General features: G+C 59.4%; 17 protein-coding genes and 2 pseudogenes. 12 read left to right on the top strand and 7 right to left on the bottom strand.

Features of this window, described 5'->3' with window-relative positions; translation table 11 throughout:
• Nucleotides 1–286 precede the first annotated feature (286 nt).
• Complete coding sequence (locus tag A9K65_RS34860) at nucleotides 287–937, bottom strand: response regulator transcription factor (protein ID WP_245322253.1); 651 nt, start codon at nucleotides 935–937, stop codon at nucleotides 287–289.
• An 800-nt stretch (nucleotides 938–1737) separates the two neighbouring features.
• The gene (locus A9K65_RS34855) at nucleotides 1738–1962 is read right to left on the bottom strand and encodes a hypothetical protein (RefSeq protein WP_024505842.1); all 225 of its coding nucleotides are present in this window, start codon (nucleotides 1960–1962) and stop codon (nucleotides 1738–1740) included.
• Between the two features lie 1250 nt (nucleotides 1963–3212).
• Here A9K65_RS34855 and A9K65_RS34845 point away from each other — a divergent pair.
• The 8 genes from A9K65_RS34845 to A9K65_RS36435 all read left to right on the top strand — a co-directional run bounded on the left by A9K65_RS34845 (nucleotide 3213) and on the right by A9K65_RS36435 (nucleotide 10042).
• The gene (locus A9K65_RS34845) at nucleotides 3213–3635 is read left to right on the top strand and encodes a metalloregulator ArsR/SmtB family transcription factor (protein WP_063170839.1); all 423 of its coding nucleotides are present in this window, start codon (nucleotides 3213–3215) and stop codon (nucleotides 3633–3635) included.
• Nucleotides 3636–4044: 409 nt separating this feature from the next.
• Nucleotides 4045–4500: a MucR family transcriptional regulator gene (locus tag A9K65_RS34840; protein ID WP_063170838.1), complete on the top strand. Its 456-nt coding sequence runs from the start codon at nucleotides 4045–4047 to the stop codon at nucleotides 4498–4500.
• Between the two features lie 483 nt (nucleotides 4501–4983).
• Nucleotides 4984–5940, top strand: a complete 957-nt coding sequence (locus A9K65_RS34835) for an AraC family transcriptional regulator (protein WP_063174055.1) — start codon at nucleotides 4984–4986, stop codon at nucleotides 5938–5940.
• Nucleotides 5941–6070: 130 nt separating this feature from the next.
• Nucleotides 6071–6772 (top strand): nitroreductase family protein, encoded by a 702-nt coding sequence (locus tag A9K65_RS34830; protein WP_027163551.1) that lies wholly within the window; start codon nucleotides 6071–6073, stop codon nucleotides 6770–6772.
• Between the two features lie 156 nt (nucleotides 6773–6928).
• Nucleotides 6929–7846 carry an NADP-dependent oxidoreductase gene (locus tag A9K65_RS34825; protein ID WP_024505836.1) on the top strand — a complete coding sequence of 306 codons (918 nt, stop codon included), beginning with the start codon at nucleotides 6929–6931 and terminating at the stop codon, nucleotides 7844–7846.
• Between the two features lie 297 nt (nucleotides 7847–8143).
• Nucleotides 8144–9220 (top strand): TadE/TadG family type IV pilus assembly protein, encoded by a 1077-nt coding sequence (locus tag A9K65_RS34820; RefSeq protein ID WP_027163552.1) that lies wholly within the window; start codon nucleotides 8144–8146, stop codon nucleotides 9218–9220.
• A gap of 129 nt (nucleotides 9221–9349) precedes the next feature.
• Complete coding sequence (locus tag A9K65_RS36440) at nucleotides 9350–9493, top strand: hypothetical protein (protein ID WP_244514448.1); 144 nt, start codon at nucleotides 9350–9352, stop codon at nucleotides 9491–9493.
• A 168-nt stretch (nucleotides 9494–9661) separates the two neighbouring features.
• Nucleotides 9662–10042, top strand: coding sequence for an alpha-hydroxy-acid oxidizing protein (locus tag A9K65_RS36435; RefSeq protein WP_244514447.1), 381 nt, complete (start codon nucleotides 9662–9664; stop codon nucleotides 10040–10042).
• Nucleotides 10043–10504: 462 nt separating this feature from the next.
• Here the strand turns inward: A9K65_RS36435 and A9K65_RS34810 are convergent, their stop codons facing one another.
• Nucleotides 10505–10954: a hypothetical protein gene (locus A9K65_RS34810; protein WP_245322234.1), complete on the bottom strand. Its 450-nt coding sequence runs from the start codon at nucleotides 10952–10954 to the stop codon at nucleotides 10505–10507.
• Between the two features lie 164 nt (nucleotides 10955–11118).
• Between A9K65_RS34810 and A9K65_RS34805 the strand changes: the two genes are divergently transcribed.
• Complete coding sequence (locus A9K65_RS34805; RefSeq protein ID WP_013525008.1) at nucleotides 11119–11334, top strand: hypothetical protein; 216 nt, start codon at nucleotides 11119–11121, stop codon at nucleotides 11332–11334.
• Nucleotides 11335–11363: 29 nt separating this feature from the next.
• Here the strand turns inward: A9K65_RS34805 and A9K65_RS34800 are convergent, their stop codons facing one another.
• From A9K65_RS34800 to A9K65_RS34785, 4 genes and pseudogenes are all read right to left on the bottom strand, one after another.
• Complete coding sequence (locus A9K65_RS34800; RefSeq protein ID WP_063170835.1) at nucleotides 11364–11912, bottom strand: hypothetical protein; 549 nt, start codon at nucleotides 11910–11912, stop codon at nucleotides 11364–11366.
• Nucleotides 11913–11921: 9 nt separating this feature from the next.
• Entirely contained in the window at nucleotides 11922–13097 is a 1176-nt protein-coding gene (locus A9K65_RS34795) for a zinc-dependent alcohol dehydrogenase (protein WP_013525010.1), read from the bottom strand.
• Between the two features lie 213 nt (nucleotides 13098–13310).
• Entirely contained in the window at nucleotides 13311–13697 is a 387-nt protein-coding gene (locus A9K65_RS36430) for a hypothetical protein (RefSeq protein WP_224675712.1), read from the bottom strand.
• Nucleotides 13698–14163: 466 nt separating this feature from the next.
• A pseudogene (locus tag A9K65_RS34785) lies at nucleotides 14164–14415 on the bottom strand (DUF2269 family protein); the annotation flags it as partial.
• Nucleotides 14416–16006: 1591 nt separating this feature from the next.
• On the opposite strand from A9K65_RS34785, the pseudogene A9K65_RS36605 reads away from it, so the two are divergent.
• From A9K65_RS36605 to A9K65_RS34760, 3 genes and pseudogenes are all read left to right on the top strand, one after another.
• A pseudogene (locus A9K65_RS36605) lies at nucleotides 16007–16063 on the top strand (spore coat U domain-containing protein); the annotation flags it as partial.
• Nucleotides 16060–16398, top strand: a complete 339-nt coding sequence (locus tag A9K65_RS34770; protein ID WP_164752009.1) for a hypothetical protein — start codon at nucleotides 16060–16062, stop codon at nucleotides 16396–16398. The pseudogene A9K65_RS36605 and the gene A9K65_RS34770, both read left to right, overlap by 4 nt.
• A gap of 223 nt (nucleotides 16399–16621) precedes the next feature.
• Nucleotides 16622–16783: a hypothetical protein gene (locus A9K65_RS34760; RefSeq protein ID WP_244514446.1), complete on the top strand. Its 162-nt coding sequence runs from the start codon at nucleotides 16622–16624 to the stop codon at nucleotides 16781–16783.
• The last annotated feature ends 1961 nt before the right edge of the window (nucleotides 16784–18744 follow it).

The raw sequence follows: 18744 nt of genomic DNA, 5'->3' as shown, positions 1-18744 counted from the left end.
GCCGTCATTTGGCACGAACGGCCGAGGCACAGACCGCTGCTGCTGTTGGTTGATCAGGCGAGAATGCCGCTCGAACGGGGCGGCGTTTCGTTGCCCCGGACCCCTCCGACTGCCTCTTCTCAAAAGCTGTTCCATTGCGCGGAGCAAAGTCACGATTCAGAAGGGAGTCTCGCGTGGCATCGGTCGTGCGGCAACGCGAAATCCATCGACCTTCATTCAAATGTTCTGTTGACAAAAAACACGACCCGCCAGCACTAAACCAGGACGGGCCGTCTTGTTGATGCGATCACTCTTGGCCCAGAGGTCCTTCCGCGAAGAGATCGTTCACCTTGTAGGCGACCTCCGTGCGGTTGGTCGCCTTCAATTTCTTCATGATGTTTCGGATGTGAACCTTCACAGTGCTTTCGCGAAGGTTCAGTTCGTGGGCGATGATCTTGTTCGCCTTGCCGCGTCGCAGTGCCTGGGCGACCTCTGCCTGCCTGAGCGTGAACATGCCCGTCAAGGGCCGGGCGTCGCAGTTGCCTGATTTTATCAGGTGCCGCATGGAAAGGACACTACTGGCCGGAACGAAGATGCCTCCGGCTGCAGCCAAGTTGATCGCCTCGACACACACATCGATCCCGACCGAAGTCGGAATGTAGCCGCGTGCGCCGCATTCGAGAGCCGTCAGCACCTGTGCAAGATCTTCGGTGTCGGCCAGGATGACCACCGGAACGGTCTTGAACTCGGACGAAATATGCCTGATTTCTTCTGCAATGCCCTGATCGGTGACCTTCCGGCCGCCGAGGTTGAAGAGTATGGTTGAAAGGGGAGAAGCCGAACCCTTCCTTATGCGCCATTCCTCGATCGAACCCATGGCGACGACCACCATGCCCAATTCATGATCCTCAAGCGCCGAAGCGAGACACTCGCGGTCCAAGGCCCTCCCGTCCAGCATGAGAAGGTATTGCTTACCTGCTTCTTGGTGGAGATTTTCTGTGCCGCTGGACGGAACTCTTGATCGATTTGACGAACCGTAACTGTGCAGTCCTGCTGTAGAAACCATACCGATACTCACCCTTCCCCAACGAAGGTACCTGTGGCGCCCGATAAGTGCCCTTTCTTAGAATTGGAAGTTTTTGGTACCCGACCCATTTTCCACGCTCAAGGCTGATAGCGAGCCTCAAGCAACGTGGCTGCTGACATGTAGAGCAGCCTCGGGAGTGTAGGAGCTATTTATTAGCATTCTCTAACATAAGTTAATTTTTTCGGTAAATTTTTACGTTGAGAAGACGGGACTCCAAACCGGTTTGACCCGCGCGAGCGGCCCGAACTAAGGCGCATGCCCGTGCCGCACCAGGCTATAGATATCCTCGGTTACCGCGCACTGTGTTGGTTGCACGCGCTCTTGCGATTAATTCGGCGGGTCTCATGCGATAGGCGGTGGTTGGGTTTGCTCGCACCTCCTGACAACGCTGCATCATACCTCCAAAAGCTTCGTTGACGATGTATACACCACGCTGAACACTGGATTGCCGGCGTCTGCTCGAGCTTACGCTGCCTGTCTGCGAACAAATGCGGAGACAGGATAGGGGAGCCACCGCCGCCCAACACCCCATGGCTCCCCTATCGCTCCGCATGGCGACCCACTTCCGAAATTTGATTTTTGAACGGCAAGCACGATCCGCCTGCAGGGCATGGCTGACGTCGGCAGATGAAGCGGTTCATCGTGAGCCTTCGCCAGACAACGTCCGGGTCTCAGGCGGTCCCCAGGGGGTTTGCTTCGCATAGCTGCTGAAAATCCAGAACCGTCCCGTCAGTCTGGATCTCGGCTTCGAATGCCTCGATCAGCCGTTTGGCGGCTTTGCTGGCAATGTGCGAATCGGGGTAAGTTGCCTCCACAACGCGCGCGCGCTCGTAGACTTCCCTGAATTGCCTGACCTGCTTGGGACCGAATACGCGATGTACAACCTGAGTGGTCATACCGCTTCTCCTCCTGGTGGCGGAACTTGAATTAACCTGCCCGTTGTCAAGCGCGCGCATGATTTCATCATCGGCACAGGATTACAACTGAAAGCCCAACAAGCCTGCGCCGGTATTGTAAGATACCAATTTCCTTGGTCGAGGCGTTCTTTAGTAGCGTTCGCTCGATTGCGAGTTAGCCGTTTGCAGGAGGCAAGGTCGCATGGTGAAGATTGCCAGAACCGCTGACCAGCCTTCGTGACGCCTTGCTCGAAACAAAAAAGCCAGGAGGCTTTTGCCTACTCATCCCGATGCCGCCCAGGGACTACGCGAAGCTGGCGTCGTCATTGGCCATTCGGTGCTGATCGTGGTTGACATCGACCGGGAAGGAGATCTCAGCGGTTACGGCATCGCTCGCCCCCTGTCGCAAGCAATCCTCATAATGATGGGTGGTTGCTGGGCTACAGAGGGGGCCCGTATCCTTCAGAAAAGAGGGGCGAGCAACGATTTCGGGTCGGGGGCGCCGGTCACCCGTAGCACGAGGCCCATGGTTGCTACTCGATGCTCAGGCCTGCCACACGATTCATTTATGATCTTTCAAGGGGAACCAAGAGTGCTTGGGCAGAGCGATATCCAATCGGCTGGGGGCTCAACGAAGACCGGACGAAGCGACTGGCACTGTAGGTCGCGGATTTACGATTTTGGTAATCGATGGAGGCCATCAGAGGGAAGGGGAGGCGGTGTTGGTCATCGAACGACACTACATCGCACCGGGCAAGTCGATGTGTTGAAAGCTTCGGCCCGCCTGCGTCGGCGCAACAACGGAGGCTCGGTCGAAATGGGAAATAACCCATCCGCGCATCCCGTTGATACGCAATGCAATCATACCGTCAAAAGGGCTAACTCCGAAATGCGGTGGGGAGAACCCGCCACCTTAATCATAATGGAGGAGCCGACACTATCGACATGGCTGTGGTATTTTGTCTGCCGGGTCACGTAAAGGAGCGGTGAGTGGAACAGGTCACGACTTGCTGGGCCAGTCAGCTGGCGGAAGGACGCCTCAATGGTTTCGTGCCAATCCAACAACAGCGCTCAACGATGGCTGGACTTGAATCCGAGCGCGCCGAGAGGCATGCCAAGGCTTGTGGGTTGAGACGGCTTCGGTCCTACGCCCAGTGGCTCGTGCCAGATGATCTGGCCGTGTTCATTGAAGAGATCGATTGTTCCGCAGTCTTCGGGCGTGACGGCAAGTTGCTGGGGAAGAGGCATCCATGGTCTCGGACGGACTAAGGGCTAACGCCGCACAAGCGGCCGAATTTCTGGAGGTGCTGGGCAATGCGCGGCGGCTGCACATTTTGAGCTTGCTGCTCGACTATGAATTGCCGGATCGCAAAATTCGCGAACGGCTTAATATTAGCCGGACAGCCTCGTGGCACCACCTAGCCAAGCTCCGGGAAGTTGGGCTCGTAAAAATCCGCCGGGACGGCCGGAATGTATATTTTTCCTCTGAAAATCGAGCGGTACGCGATCTGCTTTGCAATTGGAATGTCGTGGTTGCTGTCCAGCAGTCTGGGCAAGCGGTTCCGCCCGGTGGCGGTGCCTTGGCGGTGACATGCCAGGATCTTGTGCACTCGGCCCCCGGTCTGGAAAACCGAGTTTGTCAAAGCGCCAGCGAGTCCCGGAGCGACGAGTGATTATCCCCAGGAATCTCGGTTAGACACCGTTGGATCGAGAAGATCACCCGCGCGATTGTTGCCACCCGCGGGTTTTCTCTGCGGCGTCAGCCCCCGGATCGCGAAACGGCTGACGCATACCCTGTGGATTGGCGAATGCCGCCGACTATGGTCGCGCTATCGACGCGCCCGATTGAACCTCGGTACTCCGACTTGCGCTATAAACACTCGGTATCCTGCTACTGCCTCAAGCCGGCATTGAATCAATCCTGTGGTCAGTCAGTTGCCAGCGGGTAGGTCAGGTGCGGTGCCACCGCTTTAAAATATAGACAGGTTTCTTCGCGTGGAGCCCCATCCATGATCTGTGGGCCGTTGCACGTTGTAAAGTTCCTCAATAGAGACAAAGCCAATCAAATGGGAAACTCGAAATATGCAGAATGACGCTGAAGCACCGCAGGTCCAGTTGTTGCAGCTCACCGCCGACATAGTGGCGGCATATGTCCAGAAGAACGCCATTCCGGCGGCCGGTCTTCCCGAATTGATCGCCAGCGTCAATTCTGCCTTGTCGGGATTGGGTCAGCCGGTGGAAGCGACGCCGCCCGCGCTTGTTCCGGCAGTCAATCCAAAAAAGTCCGTGTTTCCCGATTACATCATCAGCCTGGAGGACGGACGCAAGTTCAAGTCTATGAAGCGCCACCTTGGGTTGCTGGGAATGACACCCGACGAGTACAGAGCCAGGTGGGGGCTCGCCAAGGACTATCCCATGGTTGCACCGAGCTACGCGGCCCAGCGGTCAGCCCTCGCGAAATCCAGCGGACTCGGCCGCAAGCCAACTGCAAAAACGCCGTTGAGGAAAACACCAGCGAATCGGAAAGCTAAGGCCTAACAACAGGTGTCTATCAAAGGCGGCGGGGCAACCTGGATCACAAGGCAAGCATCACAATATCGCTCGGCTCCAAATATCGGCCTGGATAACAAATACCGTCCTCTGTTGAAAGCGACCGTGAGCCATCATCAGCTCTGACGAATGGCTGCAACCGATAAATGGTGAGACCCCGGACACTCATTGGGAGACCCCAGGGCGCAGCGTCCAATCTCATATGGTGCGGGGATGGCGGTAGGCTGCGGCGGCTGATCGGCCTCGCAGCTGTTCAGAGACAGGAAACTGCTCCATCCTTTTACCAGTTGCTCCGTTACGGCCGCAGCAATCTAGTGCGTGGTGCCTCCGCGCTCGGCATGTAGACAAGTTCTTCACCTGGAGACGCATTCATGATCGGCGGGCGTGTTGCCGTCTCTCTTGGTACTTTCGATTTGTGCAAACAATCCATAATTACGATAAGACGTTTCACTATCTCCGTTTCGAGGTCCAATGTCTGAAGTGGACTGGCTGAGCCATCTCCTGCAAATCATCACCGTGACCGGCCAGCTCGAGGTCCGCTGCGCCTATGGTGCACCGTGGCGCGTTGCCTGGAACAAGGCTGCCGCGAACGAAATTCCCTACCACGTCATAGTCAAGGGCCGGGCCATTCTCGAGGATCCGAAGACGAGAGCGGCGCGGGAGCTGCTGAGCGGAGATATTGTGCTGCTGCCTCACGGCGCGGCGCATGTACTGCACGACGGTAGCGGGCAAACACCAATTCCTACCCAGCAACGCCGGGGGTCAGCCGGATGGATGCTGAGCGAGAATGATGGCGAGGGCGAGCAACTGGATCTGCTGTGTGGGCGATTTTTTATCGCGCCACCCCATGATCGACTGATCCGCAACTACCTGCCCGCCAACCTGGTGACACGCGCTGTGGACAGCCATGGAGAAGACGGCATGGGGTCCGCATCCAACCAACTTGCCGGTCTTGTCGGGCTGATGCGGATGGAGTCCTCCGGTGACAGGGCGGGAGGGCGCGCCATTCTCAACGCGCTTTCCTCGGCGCTTTTCACACTGGTACTGCGCGCGGCGAGCCAATCCGGGAAAGCCCCCGAAGGCTTGTTGGCCCTGGCTGGCCATCCGCGGCTGGCACCAGCAATTGCGGCAATGTTCGCCGATGCGGCACGGCCTTGGAAACTGCCCGATCTGGCCGATTTGTGCGGGATGTCGCGCGCTACGTTCATGCGCCAGTTTCAGGACAAGCTGGGTCGCTCCGCCCTCGATTTTTTGACTGATCTGCGCATGAGCCTGGCCGCCAACGAGTTGAAGAAGCCAGCCATCAGCGCCGAGGCCGTGGCCGAGACCGTCGGGTATCAATCCGTTTCGGCATTCCGGCATGTCTTCGCCGAAAGGATGGGGATGACGCCGGGGGAGTGGCGGCGACTGGCGCACAAGGGCGAGTAACGCACACGGTCTGGGATCGCGAAGGCGCAGTTTGATCCTTTCGCGCATCATACTGAGCTGAATCAGTCTCGAAATAATCACTCGTCCTCGTAAATTGGGCTCCGCAATCACTTGATAAGGGAGCCATCCAATGAACTGCATCGCCACCACCGGACCCGCAACCCGCGTAGCCGCCGAGATCTTCGGGGAGAGCGGGAAGAGCGAAAACGCTTTCGCCACGAACGCCGTCATCGAAACGATCCTGAGCCGCAGTGCCGCAAAGTACTACGACCCTGCTGCCACCTTGAGCGACGACCAGATCCGCGACCTGGTGCGTATCGGCACGTCCGCGCCAACCTCCTTCCACCTGCAGAACTGGCGTTTCATCGCCGTACGCTCGCCGGAAGCCAAGGCCCGGCTGCGTCCGATCGCCTGGAATCAGCCCGCGATCACCGACGCGGCCGTGACCTTCATCATCATCGGCCAGCTGGCCGATGCCAGCACCGTTCCAGCCCGCCTGGCACCCGTAGTGAAAGCCGGCATCATGCCGGCGCACCTGGTGCCGGAGTGGGAAATCCCCGCTCGCGGTCTGTATGATGATCAGCCGCAGCGCCAGCGCGACGAAGCAGTGCGCTCCGCGACCTTTGGCGCCGCGGCGATCATCTACATGGCCCGGTCGCTGGGCCTGGGTTCGACGCCGATGATTGGTTTCGACGCTGAAGCCGTGCACCGCGAGTTCGGCCTGGCCGAAGACGAAGTGCCGGTCATGCTGTTGACCGTCGGACCGGAGCGAGCTGGCAACTGGCCGCAGAAGCCGCGCATGCCGGTGGCCGATGTGCTGGACTTCGCATAACGAAAATCCTGGAATCGCGGGCGCGCGAGAGCTCCGAGGAACCCAGGCAGGGACCTCAAGGTCGTCGTGGAGGACGCGAAGCCGACGCGTGAAAGCTCGAAAGAGCTGCCACGCCCGCTAATTACCCCAACACAAATGTCTGAGGAGACAATTCCCATGAAAGCGATCGTAGTGACGGACCAGGCTGCAGGAGAGGCCGGGATGAAGCTGGTACAGCGGCCCGAGCCGCGGGCGGCAATAAACGATGTTGTTGTGGAGGTTCATGCGGCGGGATTCGTCAACACCGAACTGGAGTGGCCTTCGACCTGGGCCGATCGAGCCTTCCGTGACCGGACGCCATCGATCCTCGGCCATGAGCTCGCAGGTGTGGTCACTGCGCTCGGCTACGGCACCACGGGACTGTCAATCGGTCAGCGCGTATTCGGCCTCGCCGACTGGCATCGCGACGGGACCCTCGCTGAGTATGTCGCCATGGAGGCACGCAATCTCGCGCCGCTGCCCGGCGACGTTGACTTCACGGTGGGTGCGAGCCTGCCGATCTCCGGCCTGACCGCGTGGCAGGGGCTGTTCCAGCATGGCCGCCTTCAGGCGGGGCAAAGCGTGCTCGCGCACGGCGCGGCCGGTGCCGTCGGTTCGATGGTGACGCAGCTTGCAAGGGAGGCCGGGGCCTATGTCATCGGCAGCGGACGCGCCGCCGACCGCCAGAAGGCGCTCGACTTCGGCGCGAATGAGTTCGTCGATCTCGACAACGACAAACTGGAGGAGGTTGGCGGCGTCGACCTGGTGTTCGACGTCATCGGCGGCGATATCCAGAAGCGGTCCGCGGCCCTGATCCGGGCCGGAGGAACGCTTGTGACAGTCGTTGGACCGACGGATATTCGACCTGCAGATGGCCTGGCGATTGACTTCGTCGTCGAGGCTGATCGCGGCCAGCTTTGGGAGATCGTTCAGCGGATCCGGGACGGACGACTGCGGACGAATATCGGCAAGGTCTCCAGCCTTGAAGATGCCGTCGCCACCTTCAATTCGACCGAGCGGCGTGCGGGAAAGACGGTCATCCGCGTTCGGCCGTGAGGACTCGGGGGAGAGAGGGCAGTTCCTCTCCTTGAAAGCCTAAGGTCCGCGGCAAATGCCGCAGCGTCAGATGTGATTGCATCTTGGGAGTTCGAGTTCGCTAGCCTCTGCCTGCAGCAATCCCGGTAGCTGGCGAGATTTTGATCCAATACTGCGTTGTTTGTTGAATCTGAAGCCTGGAGGCAAAGACCCAGGCTTAGCGGCGAGAGACGATTAAACATTGATCGATAGCTTTAGACCTTGCTTTGCCGTCGCGTGGTATATGCGCGTAGGCTAATGTCCGTCGGGAGTAGAAACATGCTGAGAATTGTTGGGCGGTTCGCGCGTTCCCATGACGGTTCGATGGCCCCGTTGTTTGTTTTCATGCTGGCGCCCATCATCACCGCCATCGGGTTCTCGGTCGACTATACCAGGGCGGTCCAGACCCGGTCCAACGAGCAGCAGGCGCTGGATGCCGCGGTCCTATCGATCACCGGTATGGACACAACCTCAACGTTGGCGCAGCGCCAGACTATGCTGCAGGATACCTTCATCGCCAACCATGGCCTGGGTACCCCGACACTGAACAGCTTTGTGGTTTCCGCCAATGGCACCGCCACCGCGCAGGCCATGGCAAGTTACTCCATGCCCACCGTGTTCATGCAGATCGCCAGGATCAACACGGTGCCGGTCGCCGTTGGGTCGGCGGCGAGCAAGACGCCGGCCCTGGTGCAGACTACCTTCAAGGTTTCCAAGGTGTCGGGCTGGTGGAACAAGACGATGACGCTCTACGGCACGACATTTGGAGCGACGGTGGCCAAGCCGCTGATGTCGATCGAGTATACCTATAACGGCTTCGGTGATCCGAAAGGCTACGGCACAACGAATGTGTACACAATCACCAACAACGGCGGGGCCGACATCAAGACGCTTGTCCAGTCGCAAGTTTGCACCACCGCCAGCGTGAGCACCTTCACGGGTCTGACTGCAGACGCGATACTCCAGACCAGCGGCACCAAGAAATATTCAACCACTTGCCTCAACACCATGTACCCAGCCAACAGCGCCGGCGCGTCGATCGACGTCAGCCAGATGGCTGGCCTCTCCCTGCAGATGTACGTGCCATCGGGCAACCCGAAGTACCTAAAGTCGGATGATCCGACCACCTCCAACCGACTCTACAGCGGCGTGGACGCGAACAACCTGACCGAGACCCCGACTGGGCAGAAGGTCGACATCTTCACCATCGTGCCTTGTGGTGTAACCAGCTATCAAGCCTGGGAGGACGGCGGCACAACCGTGCCGACGCCGTCTTCAAATGCCGACTTCTTCTACAGCGTCACCGGCAAGTGCGACTTCAACAAGCGCCCCTCGATAACGGCCCTGACACAGTAGGAGGTGCATCTCTTGCCTTTGGAAAGCGGCACGTGCTGCGCGTGTGACAAGACTTGATACCGGGATCACGCTCATCGGGCAAAGTCTGCCGCGTCCGATCATCCTGGCCCGATAGCATATCAGCGGCTGGTGCATCCGGAAGGCGAGGTGGCGGCGGCGCGCGGCGCCGGAGTGGCGGAAGCGGTGTTCACGACGGCAGCGATCGAGGATGGCGTGGCGGTGAGCCAGTCTCCAGTCTGGTTCCTGCTCTCGGCAAAGCAATCGCGGTTTTAATGGCACGGCACTTGGCCAAGCGATCTGTGTAGCGGTCGACATGCCGAAGCCAGGCGATCGCCGTAGGCAGTTCCGGGCAGGATTCAAAATTCCCGACGGCCTCGCAACGCCATACTTCAAGGACCGGAACACCGGCGTGCTCAAAGTTGGCACTGCGCAGCGTCGGCCATGCCGACCTGGGCGGATATTGCCTGGCTGCGTTCGCTGACAACCCTGCCGCTTATCCTGAAGAGCATCCTCGATCCTGAGGATGCTGAGCAGGCGATCGGAACGGGTGTCGATGCCATCGCGGTCTCGAACCACGGTGCAGTGGCCGGACGGATTCCCATCATCCATGCTGGCAGCGTGAGCCGTCGCGCCGACGTTGAAGACGCTTGCCCTGGTGCAACCGCAGTCATGATTGGCCGCCCCTATGTCTACGACCTGGCAACCGATGGTGCCGAGGGCGCAACCCATTGTATCAACCTGCTTCGCCGAGACTTGGAGATGGCAATGGCGCTGACAAGGCCGGGCGGCATCGGCGAGATCGACCGGTCGGTAATCTGGTGAAGCCCGAAACTATTTTTCAGCAAGTTCAGCATTGCACTTTTCGCTTCACCTCCGTCGCGCCCTTTGTCCGGCCGAGCGCCGACTACCTGGATGTCCGATTAGATTTACAGCTGACGGTCTGCTGTCGGCCACAATCGTGCCTTCGCATTTTGACTACTGGCGTCGAACTTGCCGTGAGGATGACTCGGACGGAGGACAGGAGCGCGATGCAACTGACTGCCTTTACCGGCTTCGTAGCCGTTTACCGGCCGTTATAGCACAATCGATGCCGGACTGAAGTGCACGGACAATGGCACCGTCGTGTACAATGTCGCACAATGGTATAGAAAGGCGGTGGTTCGCGAGCCGAACGAAACTGCGAACCATGGTGTTGCCGGTCGCTACTTCTGGTGCTGAGTTGCGCCAACTTCCCGCCCAAGGCGGGTTTTTTGTTTCTGCCCTTCGTTACGATCAAGGCTCCGATCAGGCAGGCTTCGAGACGATGATGGCCAGCGATGCCAATCTGCCTTCGTTCAGGCTACGGATGTAGTTCTTGCGTCGCTGCACGAATTCGGTGCCGAGCACGATTTCATTGACCTGACGTTGCACAGGCGAAGGAATGATGCCGGAACTGGCCCTTTGCATCGCCAGTTCGACATGTTCGCCGGTCTCGTCGATGACTTCGTCAATATGGAAGCCCGCGTCGGCGAACAGGGTCTTCAGGGTATCCCGGTCAACAAGGTGGCTGGTTTCCGGCGCAACCGCCCAGGGCAAGGGATAATTCGGCTCGCCGGCAGCCAGCACGGCTTCGGTCCAGATCAGTTTGCCGCCCGGCTTCAGAACGCGAAAAGCCTGCCCGATGACGGCGGCCTTGTCGGCGATGTTCATCCCGACATAGAAGCAGATTGCCGAACGGATAGAGCTGCGCGGCATTGATTTTATCGGGCTTCGCATCGGAAATCGCGGCCAATATACGCTCGACGATGCCGTCGCTGCCGTAATGCGTGGTGACGTTGCTCATTGCTGTCCTCCTCGAACAGCCAGCTTCCCATCAATAGGTTGTCTCCGCAACGCGCGCTGATTCAGGAGTGTGATTCATGACCCGCTACGCCACCGTCATCACCGATGCTGACGGCCGGGAAATCGTCAGCGCCATCGGCGAATTCGCAGGCACTGCGCCGCACCCACACCTGGGGCGTGGCGAGCAGGTCGCATCCGGCGTAGAAATCGGCATGGTGCAGGATGGGGCCGGGCCGATAGCAAGTTGCGCGGCTACAATCTCGTCGAGCTCAAAATCGGTAACCTGGTTTTAGGGCTGGAACCCCAGAAGGTCGGCACTCTGTCAGGCGGCGCCGGACTCCTGGCCGCGCTCAGAGCGGGCAAAGTCGCGGGCTGCGGCAGTGCCTGCGGGAAAGCCGCTGCGATCGCTGTAGTCGCGTGGCTTGGTCCCCCTGCGAGAGTGGCGCGCGGTGACGCCTTTCGCACCGATGATGTCGAGCAAAGCGATGCCGGCGACCACGGCAAGCGCAATGCCCACGTTGTCGCGCTTTGGATTGTCATGCCGATAAGCTGACAGCAACGTCGCGATGTCCAGGCCGTCGCCAGCCACCCGGCTCCAAAGCCCAGCCTGCTTGTCCACGGAAAGCGAGAGTATGCCGCTGCTTATCTCCCGCGCCCCATAGGCTCGGATGAGATCTTGCTTGCCGCTCATGCCGAGCGCACCGGCAATCCGCTCGGCACCAACCAGCTCGACGACACCCAGCGCGATGCTGAACCAGCCGAGCTTGCGAGCAAGGCCGTCGAAGGCACCGACCACACTCGGCCCGGCCTGCAGCACTTTGGGATCGCCAGGCGATCGGGTGATGTTGGTGAGTTTAGCGACCACGTTCATGACGATTCCCTACGGTTTCAAAACAACCTTGATGCAGCTGTCCTGCTTGTCGCGGAACACCTTGTACATCTCGGGTCCCTGCTCGAGCCCGACGGTATGGGTGATGACGAAGGAAGGGTCGATCTGGCCGTCCACGATGCGGCGCAGCAGATCCTCGGTCCAACGGGTGACATGGGTCTGCCCCATGCGGAAGGTGAGGCCCTTGTTCATCGCCTGTCCCATCGGAATCTTGTCGACCAGCCCGCTGTAGACGCCGGGGATCGAGATCACGCCGGCCGGCCGGCAGACATAGATCATCTCGCGCAACACATGCGGTCGATCATTTTCCATCAGCATCAACTGCTTTGCGCGATCGTAGACGGTGTCGGGCTGGGCCAGCGAGACATGGCTTTCCATGCCGACGCAATCGATGCACTTCTCCGGGCCATTTGCGCCGGTGAGTTCCTGCAGCCGTTCGACGACACTTTCCTCGGCGAAATTAATGGTGATGGCACCGCCGGCCGCCCCCATGGAAAGCCGTTCCGGCAGGCAATCGATCGCCACCACCTGTTTGGCGCCGAGCAGCAGGGCGCTGCGTATTGCCATCTGCCCGACTGGGCCGCAGCCCCACACCGCAACCGTATCCGTAGGCTCTATGTCGCACTGTGCCGCGGCCTGCCATCCGGTGGGAAAAATATCGCCGAGGAAGAGAACCTGCTCGTCGGTAAGGTTGTCAGGCACCTTTACGTGCGTGGCGTCGGCGAACGGCACCCGCAGGTATTCCGCCTGTCCCCCGGGATAGCCGCCCGTCAAATGGGTGTAGCCAAACAGACCAGCGGTGGTGTGCCCGAACACCTTGTCGCCGAGGTTCTTCTTGCGGTTCGTACGTTCGCAAACCGAAAAGTTCTGTCTCTTGCACTGGTCGCACTCACCGCAGATTATGGTGAACGGTACGACAATGCGGTCTCCCTTCTTCAGAGCGCCGTTGACGCCCCTGCCGACCTCCACGACCTCTCCCATCATCTCGTGGCCCATAATGTCGCCTGGCAGCATGGCTGGCACGTAGTTGTGGTAAAGGTGAAGGTCGGAGCCGCAGATGGCACAACTCGTCACCTTGATAATCGCGTCCCGTTCATCCTCAATTTCTGGATCGGAGACCTGATCGCAGCGTATGTCTTCCTTACCGTGCCAGACCAACGCACGCATAGCCCGCTCCTCTGTTGGCAAGGTCGATCGGGACCCGCGCTTGGCAAGCGGGCATGCTATTCATCGACCGTTCCCGCCGCCTGTCGAACCGCAATGGCCGACCTATGTTCCGGGAGCTTGAGAGAATATTTTGGGCCATTCCAAACGGCGCCTTCGCCTGACCGCGACTCGCTTGCCGCTCCGTCTGAAGTCGGCTCCTCAGTCTTGATGCAGCTACGGCATGTCTTCGTTGTTTGTGCCATGCACGTTGGAGCCGTGCAGGAGGGACTGGATTTCGTCTAGATCGATGTTGCCGTCACCATTCTCGTCGATGCTATTGAACATCCTGCCGACCGCGCTTTGAACCTCGGCCTCGGACAGTGACCTGTCGCCATCCGTGTCCAACAGGCCGAACATAAGTCGCATGCCGGCACCGCGCATCTTTTGGTGACCACGGTGTCGAGCCATTCTGTGTCCTCTGCCCCAGTCGCCACGATTTCGCCAATGGTCGCCATGCCGGCTAGCTTCATCGGGGCGGTCAGCATGCCCGTTGCGGTCGCCCTGGTCGTTGCGGCTATCTTCGTCACGGAAAGCTTCTTCAGAACCGCGATCCTGGTGCATCCTCTCCCGGACAGCTTGCTCAACCATCTGGCGGATTATTTCGCGTGTCTGTTCACCCCCCTGTCCGTTTGCGTTCGACCCGGCGCCGGGTTGTTCGGTCGCCGTCGTGGGTGCAGGCGTCGTGGGTGCCGGTGTTCCGCTTGACTGGGCGAGCGCCGGGGACGTGAGGGCTATGAAAGTGGCGGCGGCGGCCGTCGTGCTGTGTGGAAATCTCATGGCATGCCTCCATCGAACCATCGGCCGTGTTTGTTTGGGTCAAACTGGGGCTCGGTCTGATTGTTCCCTCAAGGGGATGAGTCACGGCGAAGTTACAGGCCATGTGCCCGTGGGCGCAGGGCGACCACAACCAGAATGGTGGAGATGGTGATGGCATTCATGTCGTCGTAGCCGCCTTCTGGAATGGCGGAACGTGCCAAGGTGTTGCAGCGCTGTGGTGGAGCTTGCTTCGCTGCCGCGGCATGCAGGGCGAGAGATCGCGCATCTCGATCTGCATCCACACGACTGGAAGCCAGAACAGGCCGGTAATGAGGTAAAGCAGGATCGAAAAGCGCAATCCACCCCTCGGTCGGCGAATAGGCGGAATGCCAGGCGAGGGCATGAGCCACCACCGCGGTTGCAGTGAACACGAATTCAGCGATCACGCGATGCGTGCGACCGCTACGATAGTCGCGGAATTTGCGGTCTGATGGGCGAGCAGCATGAACAAGGCGATGCCGGCCGGACGGCGAGTTGTTCGCAGACCGCCTCGGACGGTTCAGTGCAAGGATCAAATCCCCCTGCGCCGCTCATGGACGCAGCGCCAGCTCAGGAACCTGATCGGCGGGATCCGCGATGTTCATGGACCCGATTCCCGGCGGAAGTGCGGCATGTGGGCTGGATCGTTTGACAAGCGATCAGAATGTCAGGAAACCAGAGCGAGGCGGCGCGGCACAACCGGCGGCCAGCGCCTTGGCGAAGGTCACGCATGTCGACCTGCTGACCGCACGTCGGCCAGATGTAGGAATATCCTTCTTGGGCTCGCCGCTGTAGAGCTTGCCGGGAATTGATCCACCAAGATCGGATTGCTCGTCATATCCATCGACTTGTCTCAAATGTTAGCGAACTGTTCTGCGCTTATTCCCGTCCGCTCGGTCAAAGTCTAACGATCAGGGAAGCACATTGGAAAGCACATGCGGTAACGGTTGATTCAACCATTGCTGGTATGTTGGTGTGGGTGGCGACTCCGACAGTTGGGCGGGCGCTTCAGTGCCGGAGCCGCCTGCGCAGTCCGGTTGGGGTTTGACCGCGCCGTCCTATAATGGGACAGCGCGGTCAACGATTCGTTAAAATGCTCCGGAGCTAATTAAACGTGTGCTAAATTGAATCGCAGTGTTGCGAGTCAGCTCATGCGTTTGAAGGTCATCAGGCTATCGCGCAGGAAGGACGAGGCGGTGTTAGCCGTCAGTCATTCTATCTCACGCGCTGACGACCTCTGGCGCCTTCCAAGTCATCGATTGTAATCATCGATCACTGCTTGATGTATGGCTAGCGACAGTGACTCACCAAAGACATGAACTCAGAAAAGAAACCAACGAAAGCTGGACCGTGTTTAACGTGTTGACTGGGCAGCCAGCAGAGGGTGACGTGGCAAGGCTTGAGCGCCCAACCTATGCCTGCAGCATCAAGAATATGATCCTGCCAAGAGCGCCTAAGAGCAGGGCAAGCTGCATGTGCGTCATCCTGACAACCAATCGCCAGGATTTTGCGGCTTGAGCCGCGAGCTCTTGTCTCCCCTATGGCAACAGGGTCTTTGCCGAAGGACGCTTCGAGCCGCTTATGCTAAGCTGCTTTCACTGCGATATCTGAAATGCAGGCAGGACGTCCGCAACCCCGGAAAGCCAAGGGGTGGATTGGGATCGAGAACGCGACGATCGCGATCACCGTCGAAGGCATTGATCGCGCCGATTCCAATGTGCGCCGTGTCGGACTTCCGGCTTTTAGACCATGCGACAGCTCCCTGACTCGAGAGGCGAACCCACTACGGCGCACTAGACGCGGAAAGGGAGAATGCTGGTTCAGTGGGGGCCTTTGGGCCCAACGGACCGCACCGGCCACTACGGAAGAGATTTGGACAGTCCGCGGTGCTCAAGCCATAGTTCGATGTGTTCATGGCGCGAGGGGGCGCCTGCTATCTTGACATGGTGCGCGGTCACAGCGTGGACCTCCTGAATGGCGAAGACCCGAAACATGGATGGCCAGGCAATTCGCTCGTGTAGCAACGCGTCCGGGGCAACCGAGTCTTCACGGTTTATGGTCGCGTCCCGCCGCAGGCCACTCCTTCCGCAGGCGTATACACCGACACGGTTGTCGTCACTGTGACCTATTGAGCGATGAAGGCCTTTCCGACAAGACCTTGGTCCGAATTGACATTTACCTGACCCGCTCGAATGATCCGGCCAATGCAGGGGCAGGGATCATGCTGGTAACAAGCATCGCGAACGGCACCTTCGAGCCGGAGGAACTGTCTCTTCTCCAGGGGCTGTTCGATATGCTTTGTGAGCTGCGCGGCATTAACCGCGAAAGCCCCGAAGCTACGACGGCTGCCGAAAGCCTGATTGCACGTTACAAAGCCGGCCTTCGCGGCGATGAACTTTTTTCTATCGGTCGCGCCGGAGTAGCTGCTGCTCCAACTCTCTTCAGGCAATCCATCGGGAACCATTAAGGTCACAAAGGGGTTGGGCTCGGTCAAACCGTGCGGGCCAACCATGCAAGAGCTTTCTCCCGAGCAACAGCAGGCTACATCGCGTCTCATTCGGTCGTGGATTACTTCAGAGACGCTGCGCCATCAAATCCGCCAACTGCTGGGAGGTCCAGCAGATTGGGATGTGACCGAGCAGCATCGGTCCATGCTTGACGAGCTGGATCGGAAGCTGAACGAATGACCCATGGCACAGCAGCGGTACGACTTAAGGCAAGAGCCAGGTGGAAGCTGGACGGTGTTCGACGTGTTCACCGGCCTGGCGGCTGATGCGTGGGGCGCGCCGGCTGAAGGTCTGGACATGGGACATGCCGACGATCTGGTTGGCCTGCGAACGACATTGACCTGAAGCGTAGGGTCGCCCGAGGTGACTTCTAACCGTTGCTTCAATCTTCCCGCCGACCGCATCGACAGATGGTGATTTGGCAGGCTCGCCTATCGTGCTCTCTACCCGCTGCAGGATCGTATCGAGGGGCTCCGCGACCAGGATCTCGGCGAGCGGTCGATAGACGAATCCCAGGGACTCGGCGCGAGCAGACAGCTGAAGGCCCTTGCGATCCTCGGATTTGACTTCGCCGCGTCGGGAGTAACCCGTCCTTTCAGCGTGCGCAGCCCAATGGTAACTCCTGGGCGTCTTGCTCCCAGCGCTACAGCTCGAACCGCAGTTGACGTTGATCCGGCGGCAACACATCGCCTAGCGACGAAGCGTGACGCCATTCGGATGAGTTTCATGCCGCCCGTTCGCCAGGCGCTTCAATTGCCAAAGGGGGTGCGGTTCTATGTCAAAAGGGTAGGTCGGCACGATCAGATTACCAAGCAAGGGTGACGGTGACCGTGCCGACCGGCACTGGTCATAAGGAGGGACCCAAACAACCAGATCTACAAACTACGCGCAAAACGGTAATCCCGCAACTAAGCCCCATGGCCTAGGCTGCCCGTCAGGGCCATTGCGCGATAGCACCATAGGCACCAGAGTTGGGTATATATTAGCTTGTGCTTGCGGCGGCCCACCCCCGCCCGCCCGGCCGGCGCCTAACGTCCCAACAAACCCGCCACAGGCGCCGGCCACCCCTCCAATCGCTTACCGAGATGTGGATTGTGGGGGATGCGCACCATGTGTCGGCGATGACCAGTCGATGCCCGTCCGCGTGAACGTCTGCGCCCCCCTCCAGCATCATCGGTTCGCCGGCTCAAGGATCAGGTAAGTTCCGGCGCCACCTCAGTGATCATCCCACTGACGCGGAGGGAAGCCCGCTTTGAACTGCACATTTTACGTCGCGGACCCCATGTCGGTCTGGTCGCCATGTTAGCCGACGCTAAATCAGAGCGATGCGACACTTCTTGCTGGGCCTTACAGTCTGTCTCTATTGCACCACATTGCTTCGGGCCGAAGCATGGCAGCCCTTTGGCGTCCGGCAGCTTGGCTTTACATTCGATATTCCTCCAGGTTTCGTCCTCACCCAGCACTCGGATCAAGGCGCGGCTTTTCTGGGGCCGAGAGAAGCGTCCCTAGTCGTTTGGGGCGGACGATTGGGCAAAGCCAGTTTTCGCGCCGAGATCGAGCACCGCATGATAGAGGACAAAAAGTCCGGTTGGCGACTGACCTATCGGCGCATAACATCCAGATGGGCAAGCTACTCGGGTGTCAAGAATGGCGAGATCCGCTATGTCCGCGCAATCACGGTCTGCGGCGACCGCGCCGCGCTTTTCATAATTAATTACAGGAAATCGGAAAAGAAACCATATGACCCTGTTGTCGTGCGGATGGTCCGGTCCCTGAAGGCACAGGGCTGCTAAGTGGGGGGTGGGCAACGCGGACTGCTGCGCCCTGAGCTGCGGCCGCGTGATCCGCACGCTCAGGCAGTCGGCCTTGCGGCTGTTTCCAAATGGTGCATCCCAGACGTTGGAAGACGACGCGGAGAGCATCTCCCGACCGCTTCCTGCAACGGAGGGGCGATCATTTCCATTACTATCGCCGTGTGCTCAGAGGGGTCAGAGACGAGAGCTGCGTGTTCGTGCGCCGCGCCCTCGACACCACTGCCGTATAAAATCCGCACGCCAGAGATTTTCGCGAGGCTGCTGACGATGCCTTGTAGGCATCGTTGATGCTGGGCGAAATCCACAAGCAGCGCGTGTCCGATACCGCCCATGCCGTGTCTCTGGATTTGTCTATCAGCCTCTCGCTGAGATATTGGTCGCCGGGCTCCTCGGCACGATCCTGCGGACTAGCCGAGAGCACGATAGGCGAGCCTGCCAAATCATCATCTGTTGACGCGGTCGGCGGCCGTCGAGAACAATACACACTGTCTA

It is taken from the genome of Mesorhizobium sp. WSM1497, from assembly GCF_001672455.2.
Taxonomy (GTDB): domain Bacteria; phylum Pseudomonadota; class Alphaproteobacteria; order Rhizobiales; family Rhizobiaceae; genus Mesorhizobium; species Mesorhizobium ciceri.
The sequence above is the reverse complement of the archived record's forward strand: the minus strand, read 5'-3'. Positions and strand labels throughout refer to the sequence as shown.